This is a genomic window from Patescibacteria group bacterium, from assembly GCA_024238995.1.
Classification (GTDB): domain Bacteria; phylum Patescibacteriota; class Minisyncoccia; order Minisyncoccales; family JANBVM01; genus JANBVL01.
Genome location: JANBVL010000005.1, coordinates 21205 through 43297, shown reverse-complemented (window position 1 = coordinate 43297; position 22093 = coordinate 21205). Strand labels below are relative to the sequence as shown.

The window sequence follows — 22093 nt, the reverse complement described above, 5'->3', positions numbered from 1 at the left end:
CGCGGAGGATCTGAAGAATCACCAGAATAACCAGCAAAGACATAACTACCATCAGTAACATCTGAAACATCAGTCACAACTGTTCCGTCTTTAGTCATCACTTGAACAACCACCATGTCAGCATTTGTAACAGTTAATGCAATAGTAGGGTTTTGAGCATCAAAATCAACTGTTATTGCAGTGTTTTCAAGACCTATTGCATCAGCTATAATATGCCATTGTCTAATTTCTTGAAACCCGAAATTCAAAACTCGGAATTCTTGAAAAACAAGTGGCCCTAAAGAATAAAGATAAGGACTAACATTTGGAGCATTAAAGATGTATTTAAGTGTAAGTTCTTCATTTTGCCTTAAAACAACATCCTGCCAAATTAATGTTTTTTCTCCGCTTTCAGTTTCTTGTACCTCATAATTTGTATCTTGTGGTCTTACATCAAAAGAAATAGGCACTTTTTCAATGATTTTTCCTTTAAAATCTTGATTTGCCTTAATTTTTAAGCTCACTTCATAATCAGCTGGTGGATAAATTCTAGTTGGTCCAACCCTTTCCACATCAAAAGCTACCCAATTTCTAACTTCAAAAAAATCAGTAATTTCATAGTTATTATCTAGGCTTCGAAGACTTATTTGATAAATTCCAGTCTCATTTACTTGATAATGGGCAAAATAATCTGGTTTATCAGTTACATTATTTAATCCGCAATCACCTGATTTTTCTATTGTTGGATAAATTACTTTAGAACTGGGAGTAATAATAGTTAAAATCAAATCAGCATCGCAAACCGTATCATACCTCTGTTCATCTAAAACTGCCATCTGAAAATAAACTATATCATTTGGCAAGAAAACTGACTTATTTATATTAATGGCTAAAACTCCATAGCCAACCCCCGCATTTTTTTCTTCTTTTGGGTCGAGGTTAGAAAACATTGAGTCACCAACAGAAGCGCTGATATTTGTTTCAGGTTTTTCTTTTAAGTCTTCAGAAGAATTATTAGTTAAAATTTGTTTAGAAGTGCTAGCTATTAAGGCCTGATTACTGACTGGTAATTCCTTTTTTACCAACAAGAAGCTTATTGGAATAATTGCAAACAACAAGGCACTAGTCATCAAAAATAGAAGCAAAGGCTCAATTGAAATTAAGTTCTTTTTCTTAATAAGACTAGAAAAACTAAATTTGTAGGTTTGAAAGTATTCTTTAAAAACTAAAGCAATTCTTTCTTTTGTTCTTCTCCTGGCATAGACGATTATTCGCTGAAATCTAATTTTAAAAAGCTTGAAATCTGTTTTAAATTTAAATAATTTTAAGCTTATATTTCTAAAAGTAAACAGCAACAACTCACGTCCATAACGCACTCTGTCTGTTAATGATCTATAAATTTTAAGAACCTTTCTTTTTTGTTTTAAAAATATTTTTTTATTTTGTTTTTTTATTTCTTTTTCTATTTTTATTTTTTCTTTTATTAATTTTCTTTCGTATTTATTAAATTCATGATTTATAATTCTTGTTTTTTTATTGATAAATCGCACTGTCAAAACTTTTTGTTTTAACAAATATTTGTTAGAAATTCTTAATATTTTTTGACAATCACAAGCATACTTTTTAGATAGTTTTTTATACTCACGAATAAAACTAAAAAGTGCTTTTTTAGCTTTATTTCTAGCTAAAATGACACTGCGAGGTATCTTTCTAAAAACAGATTTAATAAATAATTTATGCATCTGTTTTTGATACTTTTCCAAAGAATTAAAAAAGTCTAACGTGTTATCTCCAATTGAATTAAACAAGTTGATAAAAACCTGTTTTTCATCACTATAAATTTCAACAAATAATTTTTTATTTTTTATTAAATATTTTTTAATTTGTTTATTTAATTTATTTTTTATTTTATTTTTTTCTTTTTTAAATGAAAATAAATATAAAAATAAATGTTCTTTAAGTATTTTTTTCTTTGTTTCGAACTCAGAAAAGATAACTTTTTTCTGCTTATTAAAAAAAGAAATTCCCAAGTATTTTCCTTGGGATGAGTATTTCAACGCTTTTTTATATAAGCTATATGAATCTTTTACCTTTGCTTCGTGTCTTTGATATTTTCGCTCAATTATTCTCTTTTTTTTCTTAATAAATTGAGTTAGAGAAATTACTTCTAATGATGCTTTTCTAGCAATCACTTTTTGTCTCTTTTTTAAGAGTTTTTTATACTTAACGCAATACCTTTGAAACACTACTAAAAACACTCTTGCTTTTTCCACAGACCACATCTTAAATTCTGCCAAAATTGTTTTCCTTTTTTGAACCATATCAAAGCTCTAGCCGCGTTTATGGCCAGATTAATTTATTATATAAGAATAAGGCAGAATACGCCTGTGGATAAGTAAAATATTGTCTGAAAGTGGCAATTATTTCCTTCAGACAAATAAATTTTAAAAGTAGTTATTTTGAATCCTCTAAACTAATGCTGTAGTTATTTTAAATCCTCTAGCTAAGACTATCGAAAATCTTGCCAGTGATATTGTTTACCTGTTTTATGTTTTTATTGCCGACAAAAATTTCATGCTCTTTTTCCTCTGCGATAATTTTTAAATTTTGACAAAATCCATCTACTGCTATTGGATTAGAATAATTTTTTTGAGTCCAAAAAAAAATATTAACAATTACAGTTTTGTAAATTTCAAGCAATTGATCATTTGTCAAAAAATAGTTTTCTGATTTTTCTGTTTCAATAACTTTACCAATATCTAACAATACAAAACCATCAGTATTAATTTTCAAAATATTCCATCCCCAAGAAGTGTGGCACGACCCCATTGATAGTTAATTTCTAAATCTTGAAGAAAAGTTTTTGGCATTACAAAAAAGTTTTTAAAAAACAAAACAAAAGTTACTATAATAATTAAAAAAATATTGGAAACAGTTCTTTTTTCATGGAATTAATGCTTTAATTCTTAATAAACCTTATAAAAGATTAGCTTTATTTGTTTTTTACTGGAACAATCAAAATGCTTATAAAATAAGCAATAATTCCTGGTACAAAACCAGTAAAAACTGTTGCTAAAATCCAAACAATTCTAAGTATCACGGGATCAATGTCAAAGTACTCACCAACCCCACCTATCACTCCAGCAAAGATTTTATTTTTGTTGCTTTTGTATAATTTTTTCATAATGTTTTAATTATTTATTTTTCTAATAAAGATCTAAATACTTTTCTAATATAAATAATAATCCTATGCTTGAAATAACAAATGATGACTAAAAGAATAACAAAAATTATAAAAACTAATTTTGTGGAGAATAAGAGATGATTAGATTAAAAACAAAAGCGCTCTCAGTATGAGAGTGCTTTTATTTTATAATGTTACGCTCGATTGACGTTTGTAGCTTGAGGTCCTTTTTCACCCTCGGTTACTTCAAATGTCACTTTGTCACCTTCTTTGAGATCATTGAACTCTACGTTCTTAAGCTCGTTTGAGTGAAAAAAGAGATCTTTTTCCTCTCCTTCGCGCTTAATGAACCCAAATCCTCGGTCAGTAAGTCGAGCAATTGTTCCTTCTTCCATAGAATTTATAATAAATAATAAATAATGTTCAAAAATAGAATACCGCAAAACAAAACCCGACTACGTTTCTCTTACAGTTCTTATTTGATTTAGCATTATGTCATCTGTATAATTTTATGTCAATACTTGGTTCCGGGGATGGTACAATATTAGAACTTGGTTTCGGGAAAGATTTCCCATCATCAAGCCGATTAGGTTATTAAAATTGCACCCACAAACATTAAAATAATCGCTAAAAGTTTTAAAAATATCCAAACTCTTTTATCAGTGATTTTAATAACGTTATTTTCTAAATGCTCTGCCTCTATAACCGCGCGACCGTGATCTATACCTATTCTGACTTCCACGACCTCGCTGAGTAGATCGCTTTCGTTCCGGAGTACGAGACTGTTCTACACGAGAAGTTCTTTCTTTCTCCGCTGGAAACGATGGAAGAGATAGCACAGGCAGTGATTTACGAATCAGCTGTTCAATCTTTCTAACACTAGCTTTTTCAGACGGCGTAACAAAAGAAATCGCTTTTCCAGAACGACCAGCCCGTCCGGTTCTACCAATACGATGGACATAATCTCCTGAATTACTCGGAAGATCAAAATTAATAATTAATGAAATGTCTTTCACATCAATACCACGAGCAGCAATATCTGTTGCAACCATTACACGAAACTTCTTTTCTGAAAATCCTTCAAGTGCTGTCTTTCGTTGCGCTTGAGAACGGTTGGAATGAATTTCAGTTGCCGTGTGACCCATGTTGCGAATATCACGCGCAATACGTTTTGCCCCATATTTGGTTCGTGAAAAAATAAGCGTCTTGTCGCTCTGATGCCGTTGTAAAAGAGAACTAAGCAAGCGCATCTTATTATTTTTTGTGACGACAAACAATTCTTGTTCTATATTTTCCGCTAATGTTCCTTGCGGAGCAATTTCAATTCTAAGCGGCAATTTCATAAAAGTGCTCGCAAGCAATGAAATGGATTTCGGCATAGTTGCAGAAAACAACATTGTTTGCCGCTCCTTTGGTGCAGTTTGTAAAATTCGTTTAATTTGAGGCAAAAAACCAATATCAAGCATGCGATCCGCTTCGTCGAGAGTAATGACATTTACTTGATCAAGTGCATAAGCTTTTTGATTCATTAAATCAATTAAACGTCCTGGAGTAGCAATAACAATATGAGGATTGCGTTTTAAGGCCTTTATTTGTGCATATTTAGGAATTCCTCCAATAACTACTGCAGAACGTAGTCCCAATGGAGCACCGATACTCTTCAATGCTCGCTCTACCTGAAGCGCAAGTTCACGTGTTGGAACGAGAATCAATCCTTGTCCCTTATAACGTGAAATACGCTGAATCATTGGAATGCCAAAAGCCAACGTCTTTCCGGTTCCGGTTTGGGCAATACCAACGACGTCTTTTCCTCTCAAAGCACCTGGAATAACCTGATGCTGAATTGGTGTGGGAATATCGAATCCTTTTTCCGTGAGTACCACAAGAAACTCTTCTTCTATTCCAAGATCGTGAAAACGACCAATAAGTTGTTTTGATTGTGTCATAAAAATAATATGTAACCCAATATCCTTCAGGGTCACAATGACACAAAAAGAGTCGAGTCACTTGGAGGAATCCCTCCAAGTATAAATTAATAACTTATTATGCCAAAAAACTATATTCTGTCAAGTTTCTTGCCTTTATTTTACCAAAAAATCGCTTCTAGGGCGATTTTAAACGGCTCCCCTACAGGACGCGTTTAGAACTATAAATTGGGATAAAATCAGGAAAGAAATAGAGAGTTTAAGATTTCTCCTAGTAAAATTTAAACAAAAAAGTTTTAAACATCCCTGATTCTCTTTTTATCTCTTGACAATAACTCATGGTTTGCCATACTAATAATAGAATACATACGAAAAAGCACCTTTTAAGGTTTCGTCCTTACGCGGTGCTTTTTCATTTTATACTCAAGTCTTTTGCGTAAATTCCCCATAAAAACAATTTTTTCTTTGGCTGTTTTCTTTAACAGAACCGAACAAGTCTTAATATACGGACTTATTACATATCTAAGCTTGTTGTTTTTGTATAAATATTTAACTAGAGAATAAAAGTCTCCGTCGCTTGTCACGATTATAGCTTTGTTATATTTTTTATAATCAATCATTACCTGTAAAACTAAATCAGCATCCACATTACCCTTTACCCTTCCGTCCCTATCAGGTAATGTCGGCTTGAAAACCAAAACGTAACCAGCTTCTTGTAATGAAGAATATAAATCTTGATTAGCTGGAATATAACCAATAAACAAATAAGCTTTAACTACTTTGTACTTCTCTTTCAAATAAACTCTAAATCGCTTGTAATCTAACTTCCAACCTAAACTTTGAATACCTAAATTAAGGTTTTGACTATCAATAAACGCATAATTGCTTAACTCTTTTTTCATATTTTCTATTTTATCAAAAAACCGCCCCAAAGGCGATTTTTCTTTTATACAATCACATCCAATTATGTGCAATTTTATCCAATTTGGCTCCCCTAGTCGGTCTAGAACTTGGGTTCTAAGTGAAAATTAAAGAGTTTTCTAGGCTATCCCACAATACCTCTCGGTCAGGGCTATTTTAAGCTAAAATGAAACAAATGAGACACCCTATAGGTACAAGAACAACATTGGCAAAATACATGCCTAGTGATACTATTATAAAATACAATTATCTATTATGAACGAAAAAACAATTAATAAACTAATTTTTTCTATAATTATTCTATTATCTTTCGCTTTCTTGGGATTGCTGATACTTTCCTTGGCTGACCACCTGAAAGCCTATTCAGTATCTCGTGATTTTAGCTATCTTAAATTACCACTGGGTGTGTTTTCCCTTTACTTTTTAGGAATATTTTTAAGCTTACTTGTACCAATAAGATTCATTCAAAAATATCTATCAAGGACTCTTTATTACTTTACGGTTCTATTAGGCATTGGTCTCGTGGTCCATTTCATTTTCTTATATATTTCTAATTCCGGTTCTAATGACATATATGGAATTTATTTTGGTGCTTTACTTAGTGCGTTATTTATCTATTTAACAGGATCTGGGTTCTTTCTGACAGGTTTTGTAAGAATGTTTATATATAAAAAAAAGTAGATTGGGAAATTCCCAATCTTTTTATTTATTTAAGGACCGAAAAGTATTTGGTAGTACCAACCCAGATCATTATAGTAATATTCTATGGCCATTACTTGTACTCCGAGCTGACAATGAAATTGAATTTCATTGCCTACTGAATTCTCTGAACGTCCGCCGGACGCCCATTCTGGATTTACTCTTATATACCAAGCAAACCAATCAGCATAACCAGAACTTTGGCCTACCTGCATACCAGCAGTAGTTAAGTAAAGCCTTACGCCATAGCCATATCCTTGACTATAAACCAAGTCATACTCGACTTGGGAAATGTATGGCCGTAGACTACTTGGAATATCCCAAGAGTTGTAACGAACTGCCGAATGCCCAGAAGGCGTAGTGTAGTAAGTTTTTGCCTGAGCTGGCATCACTGTCATACTCATCAATACCACAATAAATAATGGTATTAGTGTTTTCAATATTGTTTGTCTTTTCAAATGATTGACTCCTTATTTTTAGCTACCCTATTGTGTCTATAGGATAGCTGATTTATTTACTAATTATTTTTAGTAAACAGATCGGCTATCCCATAGATTTTCGGTTATTTCCTTAAACTATTTTAAAGTGCTATGACAATAATTATAACGTGCATACTGTGTATGTAAAGTGGAAAACTAAAACACACACCTTTCCTAAGGTTTCTGCCTCAACAGCAGAAATTTGTTTTTCTACACGGGGAAATATCCAATATCCCCAACCCTCTCTAGTAATCTCTCTCCACAAAAAAATTAAAACCCTCTAACAAGGGAGGGCTTAATGCTCCGGGGATGGTACAATATTAGAACTTGGTTTTTAGAGAATTACGGAGTTAAAATGCCTATAATGGGACGGCACTATAACCTGTTTTTTTTCCTTGTTTTTATTGGAAATACAAGCCTGTCATTAATTCTTCAATTCCTTTAACTTCTTAGAAACCTTATTACTATGATTAATACAGGCAGCATGTAAATCTTTTAAAGTGTGCTTAAGTTCTACTGAATCTCCTTCAAACACTTCAAAAAATTTTCTCTCTATAAGAGCGATTTCAAAATAGTAGGCAGTAGATAGAGCGTTCATAATAGTCATTTCAGAAAACTTGGCTTCTGATATTTGTTTTTTTACTTCTTGGGAATATATATTAATTGCTTCAAGGTTAAATCTATTTTCATCAAAATAAAGTGACGAATCTTGTTCTGTTTTTTCCCAAAACCTACGTATCCAAGTAGCATGAGCTATTTCATCTTTTATTAGATCCAACCAGAAATCTTTATAATTTAAAAATTTCTCAGAATATATTTTATAAAGTTCAGCTAATTTTTCTTCGTTTTTTATTAATGCTTTTAATATTTCAATTTGATAGTTTTTCAATTTCATATATTTATTATGACTCTTAGATTATTCTACCAAAAAACCGCCTCCTTGGCGATTTTTAGTGGCTCCGGCGGTAGGACTCGAACCTACAACCTAGAACTTAACAGGTTCCCGCGCTACCATTGCGCCACGCCGGAATGATATATATTAATATAAACTAAATTGTTGGATTTGTGAAGCCTTTTAATATCCTTTTAATTTTTTTAAACCTTGATGTTCTCTAATCTTTTCAAGAGCTTTAGCTTCAATCTGACGAATCCTTTCACGTGTAACCCCAAATTCCTGACCAACCTCTTCCAAAGTATGAGTAATTTCATTTTCTAAACCAAATCTTAATGAAAGAATCTTTTGTTCTCTTTCAGTTAAATCAACCAAAATCTCTTTCAATCTCTCTCTCAATAATGCTCTGGCTGCATCTAAAGATGGTGGAATGCTTTTTTTATCTTTAATAAACTCAGCTAAAATTGAATCGTCTTCATCATCACCAACAGGAGTTTCCAAAGAAACAGTTCTCTGAGAAATCTTCATTAAGTGATGAACTTTGGCAACTTCAATCCCCATTTCAGCAGCAACTTCCTCTGGCAAAGGATTTCTCCCCAGGCTTTTTAAAAGCCTTCTTCTTATTTTATTGAATTTAGAAAGAGTTTCAACCATGTGAACAGGAATTCTTATTGTTCTTGATTGATCGGCTAAAGCACGGCTAATTGCTTGCCTTATCCACCAGGTAGCATAAGTTGAAAACTTATAACCTTTTCTCCAATCAAACTTCTCAACAGCTCTGAAAAGCCCTAAATTACCTTCTTGAATCAAATCTAAAATTGTCAAATTAGGAGATCTTCCAATGTATTTTTTTGCAATTGAAACAACTAGTCTTAAATTAGCTCTTGCTAAATGTTTTTTTGCTTCCATGTCCTCTTTCTCAATTCTTTTTGCAAGTTCTTTTTCTTGATCAGCTGTCAAGAAATCAACTCTACCAATTTCTTTTAAATACATTTGAACAGGATCAATCTTTCTTCTTTTTGAATCTGGTTTACTTTTCTCTAATGTTAAAAGTTCTTTTACTTCTTTTATCTCAATACCATTGCCCTCAAGTTCATCATAAAATCTTTCCAAGCCACGAATATCTTTTTGGAAATCTGGGAAAGCATATAAAATCTCAGAAGTAGTGACAAAGCCTCTTTCTTTTCCTTTTTCAATTATTTTCTCAATTTTTTCATGAACAAAGATTTTTTTTGAACTACCCCTGTAAATCACTTTTTTCTTTCTTATTTTCCTTGCTGATTCTTTAAAAGAAACTTTTTTTCTCTTTTTCTTTACTGGCTCTTTTTGTTTAGTTTTTTTAACAATTTTTCTCTTTTTTGTTTTTCTTGTTTTCCTTGCTGGCTTCTTAAAAGAAACCTTTCTGCTTTTTTTTCTTGGCATAGATTAAGTAGTAATGATTTTTTTTGTTAATTTATTAAATTCTTCAGTTAAATTATTAATTCTTTTTGAATCATTGTCCTGCTCTGCCTGTCTTATCTGAAGAGATATCTGATCAAGTTGTTTCTTTAATTCAATTGATTTAATTTTCTTCAAGCAGAACTCAATTTCAGGCAATATGTCATCATCTTCCATTTGCTCTAATTCAGCTTTAAAGGAAAGGGCAGCAAATAAATCAGAAAATTCTTTAGAAATCTTTTTTGGATTTTCAAAATTATTTATAATCTTTTTTGTGCCTTCTGAAAAATATGGGAAAGTTTCCTTGCCAACCACATTTAAATTTTCAGGTTTTTTAAAAAGTAAAGTTATCAACCTTTCTTCTAAAAGCTGTTTGTTATTCTTAACAATCACAGAATTTGAAACTTCAGAAATCTCAATATTTGAATCTTTTTTCTGAATTTTTACTTTTTTAAGCTCTTCTTCAATAAATCTTTCTTTTGTATTCAATTTTTTTGCCAATTCCTGAATCCAATGAGACTGCTCAATTTTATTAACAATGCCTTTGATAACAGGTAAAAGAGTGTTGGATATCTCTCTTTTTCCTTCAGCCTTACTCTCATCAAACTGACTAAGTGCATTTTGAAAATGAAAATCTAAAATAGAAACAGAATTATCAATCATTTTTTTAAAGTCTTTATCATTTTGGGAAAGTATATCGGCAGGATCCTTTCCTTTTGGCATTTTAATAATCTTAATATTAAAACCTCTTGATTGGGCTAAATCTATACCCCTTTTAGTAGCAGCATTTCCAGCGAAATCCATATCAAAAGCAAGTGATAAATTATTTGAATATCTTTTCAAGATTGCCAACTGATAAGGGGTTAAGCTTGTTCCAGAAACAGCAACCATGTTCTCTATTCCTTTTTGATGTCCAATAACTACGTCAACATAGCCTTCTGTTAAAATGCAAAAATCATTTTTCCTGATTTGAACCTTTGACCTATCGAGCCCATAAAGTATTTTACTTTTATCATAAAGCAAGGTATTTGGCGTATTAACATACTTGGCAACGTCCTGTTTTTTCTCTAACACCCTTCCTCCAAAACCAACTACTTGAGAATTCAAATCAAAAACGGGAAACATTATTCTTGATCTGAATCTATCATAATATTTACCTTTATCACTTTTTATTGCCAAACCAACTTTTTCAATTTCTTCTGGTGCATAATTTTTTGAAACTAAAAAATCAAATAATCCCTGCCAAGCATCTGGAGCCCAACCAAGCCTCCATTTCTTGACTGAATCTTCATTTATTTTTCTGTTTAAAAGATATTGATTTGCTTTTTTACCATTTGAGCTTTTTTCAAGCTGTTTTTGATAAAATTTAGTAGCAAGTTCACAAATCTCATAAAGCCTGTGTCTTTTTGTTCTTAACTCTGGTTTTATTGGTTTTAACTCAACTCCTGCTTTTTGGGCTAAAATCTTTAATGCATCACCAAATTCAATTCCTTCTATTTTCATTACAAAATCAAAAATACTATGACCCTCGTTACATCCAAAACAATGCCAAATTTGTCTGGCAGGAGACACAAATAAAGACGGTGTTTTTTCACCATGAAAAGGACAGACTGCTTTATAATTTACGCCAGCTTTTTGCAGTTTAATATAACTGCCAACAACCTCCTTTATATCAAGTTTAGATTTTATTTCTTCAATTGGGGAAGAAAACATAAATTATTGTTTTTTAGAAACTACTGTAACTTTACTATTAGGAATTGAATGAATTGAACCATCTTCAGATTCAATAACTGTTTTTCGCAAAGTAATTTCTTTAACCTTGCCCTCAACACCAGCAACTTTTATTTTTTCTCCAATATAATACTGATTTTCTAATATGATAAACAATCCTGCGATAAAATCTGAGATTATATCTTTTGCTGCCATGCCAACTGCTAAACCCATTACCCCAACGCTAGCTAAAATAGGAGCAATTTCTAATTCAAATTCAGGAAGAATCATCAATAGAGCTACAACCCAGATTATGAATTTAAGCGTTCCTTGAAAAACAGTTATCAAAGTTTCAATACGCATTTTTTTTTCCTGCTCAGAAATGTTGTCTTGAATCTGTTTTTCAATTGTTTTTTTAATAATAGTTCTTGAAAAACGATTTATTAAATTCGCAGCAATTAAAATAAAAACAATTTTTATTCCATGAGCTAAAAACCAAGATGTTAAGTTTTGAATCTCCATATTTTTTTTAATTATTTATCGCTTAATTATTTGATTTCTTTTATCGTCAGCTAATTGATAAAGCCATTCAAAGGGGTTTGATTGCCTAATTTTTTTAGCTAATTTTTTTGCTGATTCTGTTTTTAAACTTTTTTCTGAATGGTTCTGCCATATTTTACGATTTTTTTCATCTTTATAAAAATATTCCTGCTGTAGAACCATTTGATCAAGCAAATCAGCATCTTTAGAAACTACAGCTTCTTTGGTTTTCTGCTCTTCACGTTCTTTTATAATTCCTATCATTTTTTCAGAAATAGGCAATCCCTGCATTTGATCCTTAAATGCTTCCTCTTCCCGTGCATCAATATACTGCTGATTAATAAAATTCGCATCACCTATTCTAGCTTCTGCAACGTCATGAAATAAACACATTTTTAAAACTTTATTCTCATCACACTGCTCAAGATTAGCTAAAATCATACCAATAATGGCAACCCGAAAGCTATGGTCAGAAATATTATCACTCACCTCTTGAATCATCTGACGATGAGAACGCGTTAATCGTCTTAATGTAGCGATTTCAAAAAAGAAATTAGTAATTTTATTATCATCCATATTTTTTAACTAAATACAACATACAAAATACTAATAATGCGGAGAGGACAGGACTCGAACCTGCAAACCCCTTGCGAGGCTCATGCTTTCCAGGCATGTGTCTTACCATTCGACTCACCTCTCCATACTTCATTTTGAAAAATTCCTTTAATCTATCAAGATGATAAGCGTTACTAAATCCAATTTCTCTAGCATATTTAGCTACTTCCTGCTCCCGATATAAATTAACGCTTCTTTTATTCAGTTTTGGTGTAAATCCTAATTGCTCAAGTGTCCTTTGGACGAATATCAAAATTGGCACTGATTTGTTCGTGAAACATAAACCTATATTGAAGCATTTGTGTCCTTGGACTTGGTGTCGATGATAGTAAACTCCACCATCAGTATCAATTAATCCCTTGAGGCAACCTTTCGAAAATTGAATGTCGTTTTGAATCCATAAGGGAACTCCAATCTGTTGTCGAACTTTACTTCCTTTCTTAAGCCCTTTTAATAATAGAAATTCTATTAGGTTTCTGCTGGAAATTGTTACCGTAATATCATTTTTATGCGATCGAGTGTGGTAATAATAGACGGGGGCCTTAATTTTAAATAGTTTTCTTGTCATCTCACTGATGAACATGGAATAATCTTTGCTATGTTTCCTGTTTAATGAAACGATCACTTGATTGTCAGTAATCCCGCCATCTCCTAGAAGAATACCGAAAAATTCTGCCAATTGATATGTCTCTCTGGGTTTGAATATTTTTTTTCTTAAAATTTCTTTTCTTAGATTTAAACGTTTGTTCCTGTGGGCATTTTTCACCGCCGAAGCGCCCTTTCTCCCCGCTTCTTTTGTATTCCAAAAGTTCGGCAAAATTTCATAAGAAGGAATATCTGATTTTCCCTTTACAATCTCGGTACATTTTTTAAAAACTTCTTCGGGTAACGTATATTTTCCCGCTTTCCAATCCGATAAAGAGCGTGGATGAACACCTAAAAACTTTGCTAATTGGGACCAATTGAATTCTAATCTCTTTCTAATATTGTTAAGGAAATCAAATTGTGATTGTTTTTTAAACCTAATCCGAAACATATATCTATTTTATTTGTTATTTATGAGAACAATCAACTTGTTTTAGATAATTCGCTCGTTCGGCGCACCTCTCCCTATTTAGAAGCCTATCATTTTCTTTTAATTTTTCAAACCTTCATTCCTCTTAAAGCTTTTAATCTCTTTTCAACTGGAGGATGAGTGGAAAACAAGCCTGTTAACCAGTTTTTTTCTTTAAAAGGACTAGAAATATATAAGTGAGCAGTAGAACTATCAGCAGTTCTCAGAGGTGTTTTATCGCTAGATATCTTTTCCAAAGCTCTGGCCAATCCTTCAGGATATCTTGTTAAAAGCGCTCCAGACGCATCAGCTAAAAACTCTCTTTTTCTTGAAATTGACAACTGAATCAAAATAGCAATAATTGGCGCCAATATTGCTCCAATTACTCCTAAAACCATAATAACTCCAGCGGAAGAATCCTTACCTCTTTTCCTTCTACTTCCTCCTGAATAAAAACTAATTCTTAAAAACATCCTTGATAATAGTGCTACAATTCCAACCAAAACAACGACCACTGTTCCCAATAACATATCTTTATTCCCAATATGGGCTAACTCATGAGCAATTACTCCTTCAAGTTCAGCTCTTTCTAGCTTTTCCAGCAGTCCACGAGTCACAGCAACAACAGCATGATCATAATCTCTTCCTGTTGCAAAAGCATTGGGCTGGGCTGAATTAATAATATATAGTTTTGGCATAGGAAGCCCTGCAGTAATGGCTAAATTTTCAACAATTCTGTAAAGCTCTGGATTGTCTTTTTTTTGAATTTCTTTTGCACCAGTCATAGACAGCACAATTTTATCTGAAAACCAGAAACTAGCTACGCCTTGGCTTAAACTTAAAACAATCGCAATAATTAAAAATAAATTATTCTCATAATAATAACTAAAAAACCAGCCTAATCCAATAATTAGAATTAAAAACAAAAACAATAAAATCCAAGTCTTGCGAATATTAGAATCCGCATGAGTATATAATGTGGCCATATATTAATTAGAATTTAACTTGCGGAGCTTCTCTTTTTTCTGGCTCTATTAATTCAAAAAGATCCATTTTTTTAAACCCCAAAATGCCAACAATTAGATTCGCAGGAAAAGTTTCAAGTTTAATATTCAAATCCCTGACATTCCCATTATAAAATCTTCTTGATGCCTGTACCTTGTCTTCGGTGTCACGAAGCTCCCTTTGAAGTTCTAAAAAGTTCTGAGATGCTTTTAAATCCGGATAATCCTCTGAAACAGCAAACAAACTCTTTAGTGTCTCAGATAACATGTTTTCAGCTTGACCTTTTTCTTTTATGTCTTTAGCTCCCATTGCCTTTGCCCTTGCATCAGCTATTTTGGTAAAAATCTCTTTTTCATGAGATGCATATCCTTTTACTGTTTCAACTAAATTAGGAATTAAGTTGTATCTTCTTTTAAGCTGAATATCAATATCAGCCCATGCTTCCTGAGCTCTATTTTTAAACTTAACCAGACTATTATATATGCCAACCACCAAAACAAATATTACAGCTAATATCGCCAATATAATTGTAAAAATCATAATTTTTTAATTCATTTAATAAATTTAGCTCGACTGATATTAATTATATCGTAGTTTTTGGTTTAACTAAAGTTTTTAAATGTTATACACAAAAACCCGGGAGAACCCGGGTTTTTGATAAGAATCTTAGTACATTCCTCCCATGCCTCCCATGCCCCCTGGCATTTGAGGCAATGATTGTTTTTTCTCTTCAGGCATTTCACTAATAACTACTTCAGTCGTTAAGAACATTGAGGCTGCTGAACTAGCGTTTTCCAAAGCTAATCTCACAACTTTAGTAGGATCAATAATGCCATCTTCAACCATGTTTACTAATCTACCGGTTATAGCATTATAACCTAACACCCAATCTATTTGGCCAGTTTGTGTTTTTTCTTTTTTCCTGTCTTCAATGTCTTTCAGCACCTTATATAACACAACTTCATCAGTGCCAGTGTTTTTAATTATTTGTCTAAGCGGTGACTGACATGCGCGTCTAACAATATCATGACCAGCAATATAGCCTTCTTTCTCTAAAGCTGAAAGTTTTCCATCCCCGCTAGATTCAGTCAAAGCAGCTGCTACTGCTAATGCCACTCCTCCACCAGGAACAACACCTTCTTCAACTGCTGCTTTAGCAGCACTTAAAGCATCTTCTATTTTGTGCTGCTTAGCTTTTTGCTCAACTTCAGTAGCTGCACCAACTTTAATAACTGCAACGCCACCAGCTAATTTTGCTAATCTTTCTTGAAGCTTTTCTTTATCAAATTCAGAATCAGTAATTTCAATTTCATTTTTAATATTACTAATTCTTGCTTCAATAGCATCTTTCTTGCCTTTTCCCTCAATAATAGTTGTTTTTTCTTTTGTTGCTACAACTTTTCTAGCTGAACCTAAACTTGAAATATCAATGCTTTCAAATTTTAAGCCAACTTCCTCAGAAATAACCTGGGCTCCTGTTAAAGCTGCTATGTCAGCGAGCATTTCTTTTTTCCTATCACCATAACCAGGGGCTTTAATAGCTAAGGTTTTAAATATTCCACGAAGCTTGTTAACTACTAAAGTAGCTAAGGCATCACCTTCAATTTCTTCAGAAATAATAACTAATTCTTTTTTACCTGCCTGACTTACTTTTTCTAAAATAGGAACAATTTCTTGCAGGCTTGAGATTTTTTTATCAGTTACTAAAATATATGGATTTTCATAAATAGCCTCCATTCTGTCTGCATCAGTAATCATATAAGGAGAAATATATCCTTTATCAAACTGCATTCCTTTAACAATTTCTTTTTCCAAACCAAAAGTTTTTGATTCTTCAACTGTAATTACTCCATCCTTTCCAACTTCATCCATAATTTCAGCAATCAAATTACCAATTTCTCCGCTTTCAGCAGAGATTGTTGCTACCTGAGCAATTTCTTGTTTATTTTGTATCTTAATTGAACGTTCCTTTAAAAACTCAACGATTTTACTAACTCTATCTTTAATCCCTTTGTTAATATCAGCTGGAGTAAAACCTGCTTCAACAAGCTTTAATCCTTCTGCAATCATTGCTTGAGCTAATACAACAGCAGTTGTAGTTCCATCACCAACTAAATCATTAGTTTTTTCAGAAACTTCTTTTATGATTTCAGCTCCTAAATTCTCAGTTTTATCTTTAAGTTCAACTTCTTTAGCAATAGTAACGCCATCATTGGTAATAGTAGGAGCTCCAAAGCCTTTATCTAAAACAACATTTCTTCCACCAGGACCTAATGTTACTTTAACAGCATCTGCTAACTGATCTAAACCAGACTTTAGCTTTTTACGAGCTTTTTCTTGATAAATAATTTGTTTTGCCATAATTTTTTAAAAATTTATTATTCTATAACAGCTAAAATATCTTCTTGCTTGGCAATAAGATATTCTTTTCCATCGACTTTAATTTCTTTAATTCCGCTTGAATAATCGGTTTTAAACAAAACTTTTTGTCCAACTTTTATATTCATAGGAATCATTTTATCAACTGAAGTTGTTTTACCAGGACCAACAGCAATAACCTTGCCCTGCTCGGGCTTTTCTTTATCAACTGTATCTGGCAGTAAAATGCCAGATTTAGTTTTTTCTTGCTCTTTAATTGGTTCGATTAAAATATAATCGCTTAATGGTTTAATATTCATGATTATTATAATATTATGTTCATTATCCTTTTAGCAAGCTAGACCTTTGAGTGCTAATTGTTCTCTATCTTAATCAAGCATCCTTTACTTGTCAAGATATCAAAATAGGAAGCAAAAAGTATTCATAAATTAAACTTGCCATGACTAAGTAAAGGTGTATAATAATAAAAACATGGAAAAACTGTTTTGGCACATTGTTGCTGGAATTCTAGCAATATTTTTAGCAGTAAGATTTATTACTGGCGTAGGATTAGAAATTTTACCTGAAAGCAGTTTTTTAGGATTCGATCTTACTCAATACTGGCATATTTTAATTGTAGTAGGAGCTATTTTAGGCTTAATTAATTTTTTTATTAAACCCATTCTCGGTCTGCTTACCCTTCCTTTAAAATTCTTGACACTTGGACTTTTTTCAATAATATTAAATATGGTTGTTATCTGGTTTCTAGATATTTTGTTTTTAGAACTTACAATTACTAATCTCTCATCATTATTTTTAACAACAGTAATTGTTTGGACCACAAGTTTATTTTTAGGATTAAAAAAATGAAACAATATTTATTAATTGCTCAAGGCGTAGTATCTATATTTTTAATTATTTCAATACTATTACAACAAAGAAGCAGTTCTTTGGGTTCTGCTTTTGGAGGAACTGGAGAATTTCACGGTACAAGAAGAGGTGCTGAAAAAAAACTTTTTGGGGTAACAATAATCTTATCAATACTCTTTGTAGTTTTAGCATTGCTAAATCTTATTATTAACTAATGAAATCCTCAGAGTCTTTTAAAAAAAATAAGTGACTATGAGTTATAAATGGCCATCGAAAAACCAGTGGCTTCAATTTTTTAAAACTTTAAATAGAAAAGAAAAAAAGGTGTTTATCTTTTTTAGTTCTTTATTTGTTTTTTCATTTCTATATTTATCAACAACTTTTTATCTTGCCAACACTAAAGTTGTTCCTGCTTTAGGAGGCTCTTACACAGAAGGAGTTGTTGGATTTCCTAGGTTCATAAACCCGGTTTACGCTTCATTATCAAATGCAGATAAAGATTTAACAGAACTAATTTTTTCAGGCCTAATGACTTATGATGAAAATGGAGGCTTAATCATGGATTTAGCGAAAGACTATCAAGTCATTGATAATGGAAGAATTTATGAATTCTACTTAAAAAATGATTTGCTTTGGCAAGACGGACACAAGTTAACTGCTGATGACATAGTTTTTACAATTGAAACTATTCAAAATCCAGACATTAAAAGCCCCCTTCGCTCAATTTGGCTGGGTGTAAAAATAGAAAAAATATCTGATTTGGGAGTACGATTCACTTTAAAAAATAGTTCATCAATTTTCTTGGAAAATTGTACTTTAAAAATAATTCCAAAACATGTTTGGGAAAATGTATCTGCAAAAAACTTTTCATTTAGTCCTAATAATTTAAATCCAATTGGCTCGGGGCCATATAAATTACAAAAATTATCCCAAGACAATGAAGGGAAAATAACTTCAGTGAATTTAATCAAAAATGTCTTATATCATAATCAAGGACCATATATATCAAAGATTTATTTTAAATTTTTTCAACCAGGAGAAGATCTAGTAAATGCCTATAAAAAAGGGGCGATTGAGGGAATGGCTGTGGCTAGTTTTGAGAATGCAATTTCCTGCAGTAATTCATCTAATCAAACACCTTTAAAATGCAAAAATAAAATTCTTTATTCTTTAACCTTGCCGAGATATTTTGCTGTTTTTTTCAATCAAAAAAGATCAGAGGCCTTATCTGATGATGATGTAAGAATGGCTTTAAACTATGGAACAAATAAAAAAGAATTAATTGAAACCTTTTTCTCGGGCTATGGGCAAGAAGTTCATTCCCCTATTCTGCCTCAAATTTATGGCTTTGATGAGCCAAAAGAAATTTATGCATTTGATTTTGAAAAAGCAATAAATGTTTTAGAGCAAGCTGGATTTTCAATGACAGAACAAGGTATAAGGGAAAAAACAATACAGCAACAACCGTCATTTATTTTTAAAAGCACACTTGTTGTTGGTTCCCAAGGAGCTGAGGTAAAAGAGCTCCAAAAATGCCTGTCAAAAGATACTGAAATATATCCAGAAGGAAAAATCACAGGATATTTTGGAAGCCAGACAAAAGCTGCTGTTATTAGATTTCAGGAAAAATATAAACAAGATGTATTAACTCCTTTTGGACTTACTGCTGGAACCGGTGATGTCAAAAGCAAAACAAAGGAAAAATTAAATGAAGTTTGCTTTGAAAAACCACAAGAAAAGCTTTCTTTAGAATTTTCTCTTTATACTGTTGACCAGCCACTAATGGTAAAAATTGCCAGGGCCTTGAAAAAACAATGGAAAGAATTAGGAATCAAAGTTAATATTGAAACTTTTGACCTTAATGCTTTAGAAGAAGATATTTTAAGAAAAAGAGAGTTTGAATCACTTTTATTCGGAGAAGTTTTATCATTAATCGCTGACCCTTTCCCTTTCTGGCATTCATCACAAAAAGGAGAGCTTGGACTAAATTTGGCAAACTATGGAAATGATGATGCTGATAAATTCCTAGAAGCCAACAGACAGCTGCTGGATGAAGAACAAAGAAAAAACCAGCTTGAAGAATTTCAAAATATCTTGATGAAAGATTCACCTGCTTTATTTTTATACAATCCAGACTATCTTTATCTTGTGCCTAGGAAAATCAAAGGTATAAATGAAAAAATAATTGTTGATCCTTCAAAAAGGTTGACTGATTCAGCAAATTGGTTCATAAAAACAAGAAGAGCATGGAAAATTACAGACAACTAATTGAAAATAGAAAGCCTGATATTCGTTATCTTCTTGACATGAAAGAAGTGATTTACGATAAAGAATGGCTCAGCACTGCCTCTAATGATGAGCTTTACTATATGTACCGTAAAGTAAGAAAAGAAAATGATCTTGTAAATCATATCACTGTTATCCCTCCTAGAATGCTAGGTAAAGAACATATTAAAACAAAGGGGCATTATCATTCAGATAAAAAATATGGGGAATTATATCGTGTTTTAGAAGGAAAGGGCTTGTTTTTACTTCAAAGCAAGAATAATGGAACTATTGAAGATGTTTATTGTGTTGAAGCTGAAAAAGGAGAATATATTCCTGTTCTTCCTGGTTACGGTCATATTATGATTAACAATTCTTCAGAAAAGCTGGTGACCATTGACTGGTCAGTAGAACAATGCAAAGGTATTTATGAACCTATTTTAGAAAAACAAGGCGGTTGCTATTATTTTACAAATTCAGGCTGGATAAAAAATGAGAATTATAAAGAGGTTCCTGAATTACGATTTGAAGAGCCACTAGAATTAATGCCAAAAAACTTAAACTTTTTATACGGAATATGAAAATCAAAAAAGCAGTTATTCCAGCTGCTGGCTGGGGAACAAGGTTTTTGCCAGCAACAAAAGCAATACCAAAAGAAATGCTGCCAATAGTTGATAGGCCAATAATACAATATGTTGTTGAAGAAGTAGTAAACTCTGGCATAGAAGATATAGTCATTGTTACTGGTGCCAATAAACGTGCGATTGAAGACCACTTTGACAGACTGCTTGAATTAGAACAGCATTTGCAAAAACAAAATAAATATGAAAAGTTAAGTCAAATTCAAAAAATTGCTCAGCTGGCTAATTTTATCTATATCCGCCAAAAAGGAGACAAGTATGGAAATGCCATTCCTGTTTTATCAGCCGAATCAGTTATTGGAAATGAGCCTTTTGTTGTTTTGTGGGGCGATGAATTTATTGCAGCCAAACCACCCAGACTGGCTCAAATGCTTAAAGCTTATGAAAAGTATAAAGGAATAATGATTTCTGCTGTAAGGATAAAAGAAAAGGAAGATCTTTCCCGTTATGGGATAGCAGATGTTGAAAAAGTTGATGAAAATATTTTTAAAATAAAAAGAATTGTTGAAAAACCAAAGCCAGAAGAAGCGCCATCTAATTTGGCCAGTCATGGAGCATACATTCTGCCGCCAGAGATTTTTGACACAATTAAAAACTTAAAACCTGGCAAAGGAAAAGAATACTGGCTACCGGAAGCTATTAATGAATTAAATAAAAAAGGGGTTCCTGTTTATGCTTGCGAAATAGAAAATGGAAAGTACTATGATACTGGCAATAAGCTTGAATATTTAAAAACAGTAATAGAATTTGCACTTGAAAGAAGTGAATTTTCTGAAGACCTTAAAAAATATCTCAAAACGCTTAATTTATGAAAATTAAAAAAGGTTTTATTTTAGGAGGAGGAGAGGGCACAAGGCTTTATCCTTTAACTCTTGAAATCCCAAAACCTCTTATTCCTGTTGGCAAGCGGCCAGTTATCAGTTATTTAGTTGAACTTTATTTGAAAAATGGAATTGATGATATTAAAATTAATGTTCAGGAAAAACATATTGCAGATTTCTATAAATGGAAAATTACTCATTTTCCAAAAGAAAAAATTGAATTTGTTATTGAAAGTTATCCTTCTGGCACATTTACGCCATTCGTAAAAAAAACAGACCCTAACTGGTTTAACGAAGCAATAGTGATATCAAATGGTGACGAACTAAAAGAAGTAAACATTAAAGAAATGTTTGACTGGCATAAAAAACAAAATGTTTTAGCAACTATTGCATTAGTAAAAGTAAAAAACCCAGAAAGCTATGGGGCAGTAGAAATAAAGGATAATAAAATTATAGAATTTGTTGAAAAGTCCAAAAATCCCTCTTCTAATTACGTTAATTGCGGACTCTATATAATGGAGCCTGAAGTAAGAAATTATTTCCCTGAAAATGCAAAGTTCTCTATGAGTGAAATTGATCTTTTCCCAAAATTAGCTAAGCAGAATAAACTTGCCGGCTATAAATGGGAAGGAAGATGGAATGACACAGGAACTTTCAAGCGCTGGGAAGAAGCTATTAAAAATTGGAGTGAATAATAT

Annotated in this window: 22 protein-coding genes and 2 tRNA genes; 6 read left to right on the top strand and 18 right to left on the bottom strand. The window is 32.2% G+C overall.

Features of this window, described 5'->3' with window-relative positions; translation table 11 throughout:
- From KJI70_02455 to KJI70_02370, 18 genes are all read right to left on the bottom strand, one after another.
- The coding region (locus KJI70_02455; protein ID MCP6718375.1) for a hypothetical protein at nt 1-2300 on the bottom strand (2300 nt) is incomplete at its 3' end.
- Between the two features lie 178 nt (nt 2301-2478).
- Nucleotides 2479-2808, bottom strand: coding sequence for a hypothetical protein (locus tag KJI70_02450; GenBank protein MCP6718374.1), 330 nt, complete (start codon nt 2806-2808; stop codon nt 2479-2481).
- A gap of 163 nt (nt 2809-2971) precedes the next feature.
- The gene (locus KJI70_02445; protein ID MCP6718373.1) at nt 2972-3163 is read right to left on the bottom strand and encodes a PspC domain-containing protein; all 192 of its coding nucleotides are present in this window, start codon (nt 3161-3163) and stop codon (nt 2972-2974) included.
- Between the two features lie 194 nt (nt 3164-3357).
- A complete protein-coding gene (locus KJI70_02440) occupies nt 3358-3558 on the bottom strand; it encodes a cold shock domain-containing protein (GenBank protein MCP6718372.1) in 201 nt (66 codons plus the stop codon).
- Between the two features lie 282 nt (nt 3559-3840).
- On the bottom strand, nt 3841-5109 hold the full coding sequence (locus KJI70_02435; GenBank protein MCP6718371.1) for a DEAD/DEAH box helicase: 1269 nt from the start codon (nt 5107-5109) through the stop codon (nt 3841-3843).
- Nucleotides 5110-5471: 362 nt separating this feature from the next.
- Nucleotides 5472-5990 (bottom strand): NYN domain-containing protein, encoded by a 519-nt coding sequence (locus KJI70_02430; protein MCP6718370.1) that lies wholly within the window; start codon nt 5988-5990, stop codon nt 5472-5474.
- A gap of 729 nt (nt 5991-6719) precedes the next feature.
- Nucleotides 6720-7106, bottom strand: coding sequence for a hypothetical protein (locus tag KJI70_02425; GenBank protein MCP6718369.1), 387 nt, complete (start codon nt 7104-7106; stop codon nt 6720-6722).
- Nucleotides 7107-7611: 505 nt separating this feature from the next.
- Entirely contained in the window at nt 7612-8082 is a 471-nt protein-coding gene (locus KJI70_02420) for a hypothetical protein (GenBank protein ID MCP6718368.1), read from the bottom strand.
- Nucleotides 8083-8141: 59 nt separating this feature from the next.
- Nucleotides 8142-8216, bottom strand: a tRNA-Asn gene (locus tag KJI70_02415).
- Between the two features lie 46 nt (nt 8217-8262).
- Nucleotides 8263-9501, bottom strand: a complete 1239-nt coding sequence (locus tag KJI70_02410; GenBank protein MCP6718367.1) for a sigma-70 family RNA polymerase sigma factor — start codon at nt 9499-9501, stop codon at nt 8263-8265.
- A 3-nt stretch (nt 9502-9504) separates the two neighbouring features.
- Nucleotides 9505-11229, bottom strand: coding sequence for a DNA primase (dnaG, locus tag KJI70_02405; protein MCP6718366.1), 1725 nt, complete (start codon nt 11227-11229; stop codon nt 9505-9507).
- 3 nt (nt 11230-11232) lie between these two features.
- Nucleotides 11233-11748 (bottom strand): mechanosensitive ion channel family protein, encoded by a 516-nt coding sequence (locus KJI70_02400; protein MCP6718365.1) that lies wholly within the window; start codon nt 11746-11748, stop codon nt 11233-11235.
- Between the two features lie 15 nt (nt 11749-11763).
- A complete protein-coding gene (locus KJI70_02395; protein MCP6718364.1) occupies nt 11764-12342 on the bottom strand; it encodes an HD domain-containing protein in 579 nt (192 codons plus the stop codon).
- Between the two features lie 39 nt (nt 12343-12381).
- Nucleotides 12382-12466: transfer RNA gene (locus tag KJI70_02390), tRNA-Ser, on the bottom strand.
- Between the two features lie 1058 nt (nt 12467-13524).
- Complete coding sequence (locus tag KJI70_02385) at nt 13525-14421, bottom strand: M48 family metallopeptidase (protein MCP6718363.1); 897 nt, start codon at nt 14419-14421, stop codon at nt 13525-13527.
- Between the two features lie 7 nt (nt 14422-14428).
- Nucleotides 14429-14980 (bottom strand): LemA family protein, encoded by a 552-nt coding sequence (locus tag KJI70_02380; GenBank protein MCP6718362.1) that lies wholly within the window; start codon nt 14978-14980, stop codon nt 14429-14431.
- A 126-nt stretch (nt 14981-15106) separates the two neighbouring features.
- A complete protein-coding gene (groL, locus tag KJI70_02375) occupies nt 15107-16801 on the bottom strand; it encodes a chaperonin GroEL (protein ID MCP6718361.1) in 1695 nt (564 codons plus the stop codon).
- A 17-nt stretch (nt 16802-16818) separates the two neighbouring features.
- The gene (locus tag KJI70_02370; protein ID MCP6718360.1) at nt 16819-17118 is read right to left on the bottom strand and encodes a co-chaperone GroES; all 300 of its coding nucleotides are present in this window, start codon (nt 17116-17118) and stop codon (nt 16819-16821) included.
- 172 nt (nt 17119-17290) lie between these two features.
- On the opposite strand from KJI70_02370, the gene KJI70_02365 reads away from it, so the two are divergent.
- Genes KJI70_02365 through KJI70_02340 form a run of 6 tightly spaced genes read left to right on the top strand, consistent with a single transcriptional unit; the run spans nt 17291 to nt 22090 of the window.
- Nucleotides 17291-17668 carry a phage holin family protein gene (locus KJI70_02365; protein ID MCP6718359.1) on the top strand — a complete coding sequence of 126 codons (378 nt, stop codon included), beginning with the start codon at nt 17291-17293 and terminating at the stop codon, nt 17666-17668.
- Nucleotides 17665-17883 carry a preprotein translocase subunit SecG gene (gene secG, locus KJI70_02360; protein MCP6718358.1) on the top strand — a complete coding sequence of 73 codons (219 nt, stop codon included), beginning with the start codon at nt 17665-17667 and terminating at the stop codon, nt 17881-17883. The genes KJI70_02365 and secG overlap by 4 nt, the downstream gene beginning before the upstream one ends.
- Nucleotides 17884-17920: 37 nt before the next feature.
- Complete coding sequence (locus KJI70_02355; GenBank protein MCP6718357.1) at nt 17921-19936, top strand: ABC transporter substrate-binding protein; 2016 nt, start codon at nt 17921-17923, stop codon at nt 19934-19936.
- On the top strand, nt 19915-20514 hold the full coding sequence (locus tag KJI70_02350) for a glucose-6-phosphate isomerase (protein MCP6718356.1): 600 nt from the start codon (nt 19915-19917) through the stop codon (nt 20512-20514). The genes KJI70_02355 and KJI70_02350 overlap by 22 nt, the downstream gene beginning before the upstream one ends.
- The gene (locus tag KJI70_02345; protein ID MCP6718355.1) at nt 20511-21386 is read left to right on the top strand and encodes a UTP--glucose-1-phosphate uridylyltransferase; all 876 of its coding nucleotides are present in this window, start codon (nt 20511-20513) and stop codon (nt 21384-21386) included. The genes KJI70_02350 and KJI70_02345 overlap by 4 nt, the downstream gene beginning before the upstream one ends.
- The gene (locus tag KJI70_02340) at nt 21383-22090 is read left to right on the top strand and encodes a nucleotidyltransferase family protein (protein ID MCP6718354.1); all 708 of its coding nucleotides are present in this window, start codon (nt 21383-21385) and stop codon (nt 22088-22090) included. The genes KJI70_02345 and KJI70_02340 overlap by 4 nt, the downstream gene beginning before the upstream one ends.
- Nucleotides 22091-22093 lie beyond the last annotated feature (3 nt).

Excerpts from the sequence above, each read along its gene's own strand:
- KJI70_02410 (MCP6718367.1), bottom strand. The coding sequence starts at position 9,501 with ATGCCAAGAAAAAAAAGCAGAAAGGTTTCTTTTAAGAAGCCAGCAAGG.
- dnaG (MCP6718366.1), bottom strand. The coding sequence starts at position 11,229 with ATGTTTTCTTCCCCAATTGAAGAAATAAAATCTAAACTTGATATAAAG.
- KJI70_02380 (MCP6718362.1), bottom strand. The coding sequence starts at position 14,980 with ATGATTTTTACAATTATATTGGCGATATTAGCTGTAATATTTGTTTTG.
- KJI70_02435 (MCP6718371.1), bottom strand. The coding sequence starts at position 5,109 with ATGACACAATCAAAACAACTTATTGGTCGTTTTCACGATCTTGGAATA.
- KJI70_02445 (MCP6718373.1), bottom strand. The coding sequence starts at position 3,163 with ATGAAAAAATTATACAAAAGCAACAAAAATAAAATCTTTGCTGGAGTG.
- secG (MCP6718358.1), top strand. The coding sequence starts at position 17,665 with ATGAAACAATATTTATTAATTGCTCAAGGCGTAGTATCTATATTTTTA.
- KJI70_02370 (MCP6718360.1), bottom strand. The coding sequence starts at position 17,118 with ATGAATATTAAACCATTAAGCGATTATATTTTAATCGAACCAATTAAA.
- KJI70_02430 (MCP6718370.1), bottom strand. The coding sequence starts at position 5,990 with ATGAAAAAAGAGTTAAGCAATTATGCGTTTATTGATAGTCAAAACCTT.
- KJI70_02365 (MCP6718359.1), top strand. The coding sequence starts at position 17,291 with ATGGAAAAACTGTTTTGGCACATTGTTGCTGGAATTCTAGCAATATTT.
- KJI70_02425 (MCP6718369.1), bottom strand. The coding sequence starts at position 7,106 with ATGACAGTGATGCCAGCTCAGGCAAAAACTTACTACACTACGCCTTCT.
- KJI70_02450 (MCP6718374.1), bottom strand. The coding sequence starts at position 2,808 with ATGGGGTCGTGCCACACTTCTTGGGGATGGAATATTTTGAAAATTAAT.
- KJI70_02400 (MCP6718365.1), bottom strand. The coding sequence starts at position 11,748 with ATGGAGATTCAAAACTTAACATCTTGGTTTTTAGCTCATGGAATAAAA.
- KJI70_02345 (MCP6718355.1), top strand. The coding sequence starts at position 20,511 with ATGAAAATCAAAAAAGCAGTTATTCCAGCTGCTGGCTGGGGAACAAGG.
- KJI70_02420 (MCP6718368.1), bottom strand. The coding sequence starts at position 8,082 with ATGAAATTGAAAAACTATCAAATTGAAATATTAAAAGCATTAATAAAA.
- KJI70_02355 (MCP6718357.1), top strand. The coding sequence starts at position 17,921 with ATGAGTTATAAATGGCCATCGAAAAACCAGTGGCTTCAATTTTTTAAA.
- groL (MCP6718361.1), bottom strand. The coding sequence starts at position 16,801 with ATGGCAAAACAAATTATTTATCAAGAAAAAGCTCGTAAAAAGCTAAAG.
- KJI70_02440 (MCP6718372.1), bottom strand. The coding sequence starts at position 3,558 with ATGGAAGAAGGAACAATTGCTCGACTTACTGACCGAGGATTTGGGTTC.
- KJI70_02350 (MCP6718356.1), top strand. The coding sequence starts at position 19,915 with ATGGAAAATTACAGACAACTAATTGAAAATAGAAAGCCTGATATTCGT.
- KJI70_02385 (MCP6718363.1), bottom strand. The coding sequence starts at position 14,421 with ATGGCCACATTATATACTCATGCGGATTCTAATATTCGCAAGACTTGG.
- KJI70_02395 (MCP6718364.1), bottom strand. The coding sequence starts at position 12,342 with ATGGATGATAATAAAATTACTAATTTCTTTTTTGAAATCGCTACATTA.
- KJI70_02340 (MCP6718354.1), top strand. The coding sequence starts at position 21,383 with ATGAAAATTAAAAAAGGTTTTATTTTAGGAGGAGGAGAGGGCACAAGG.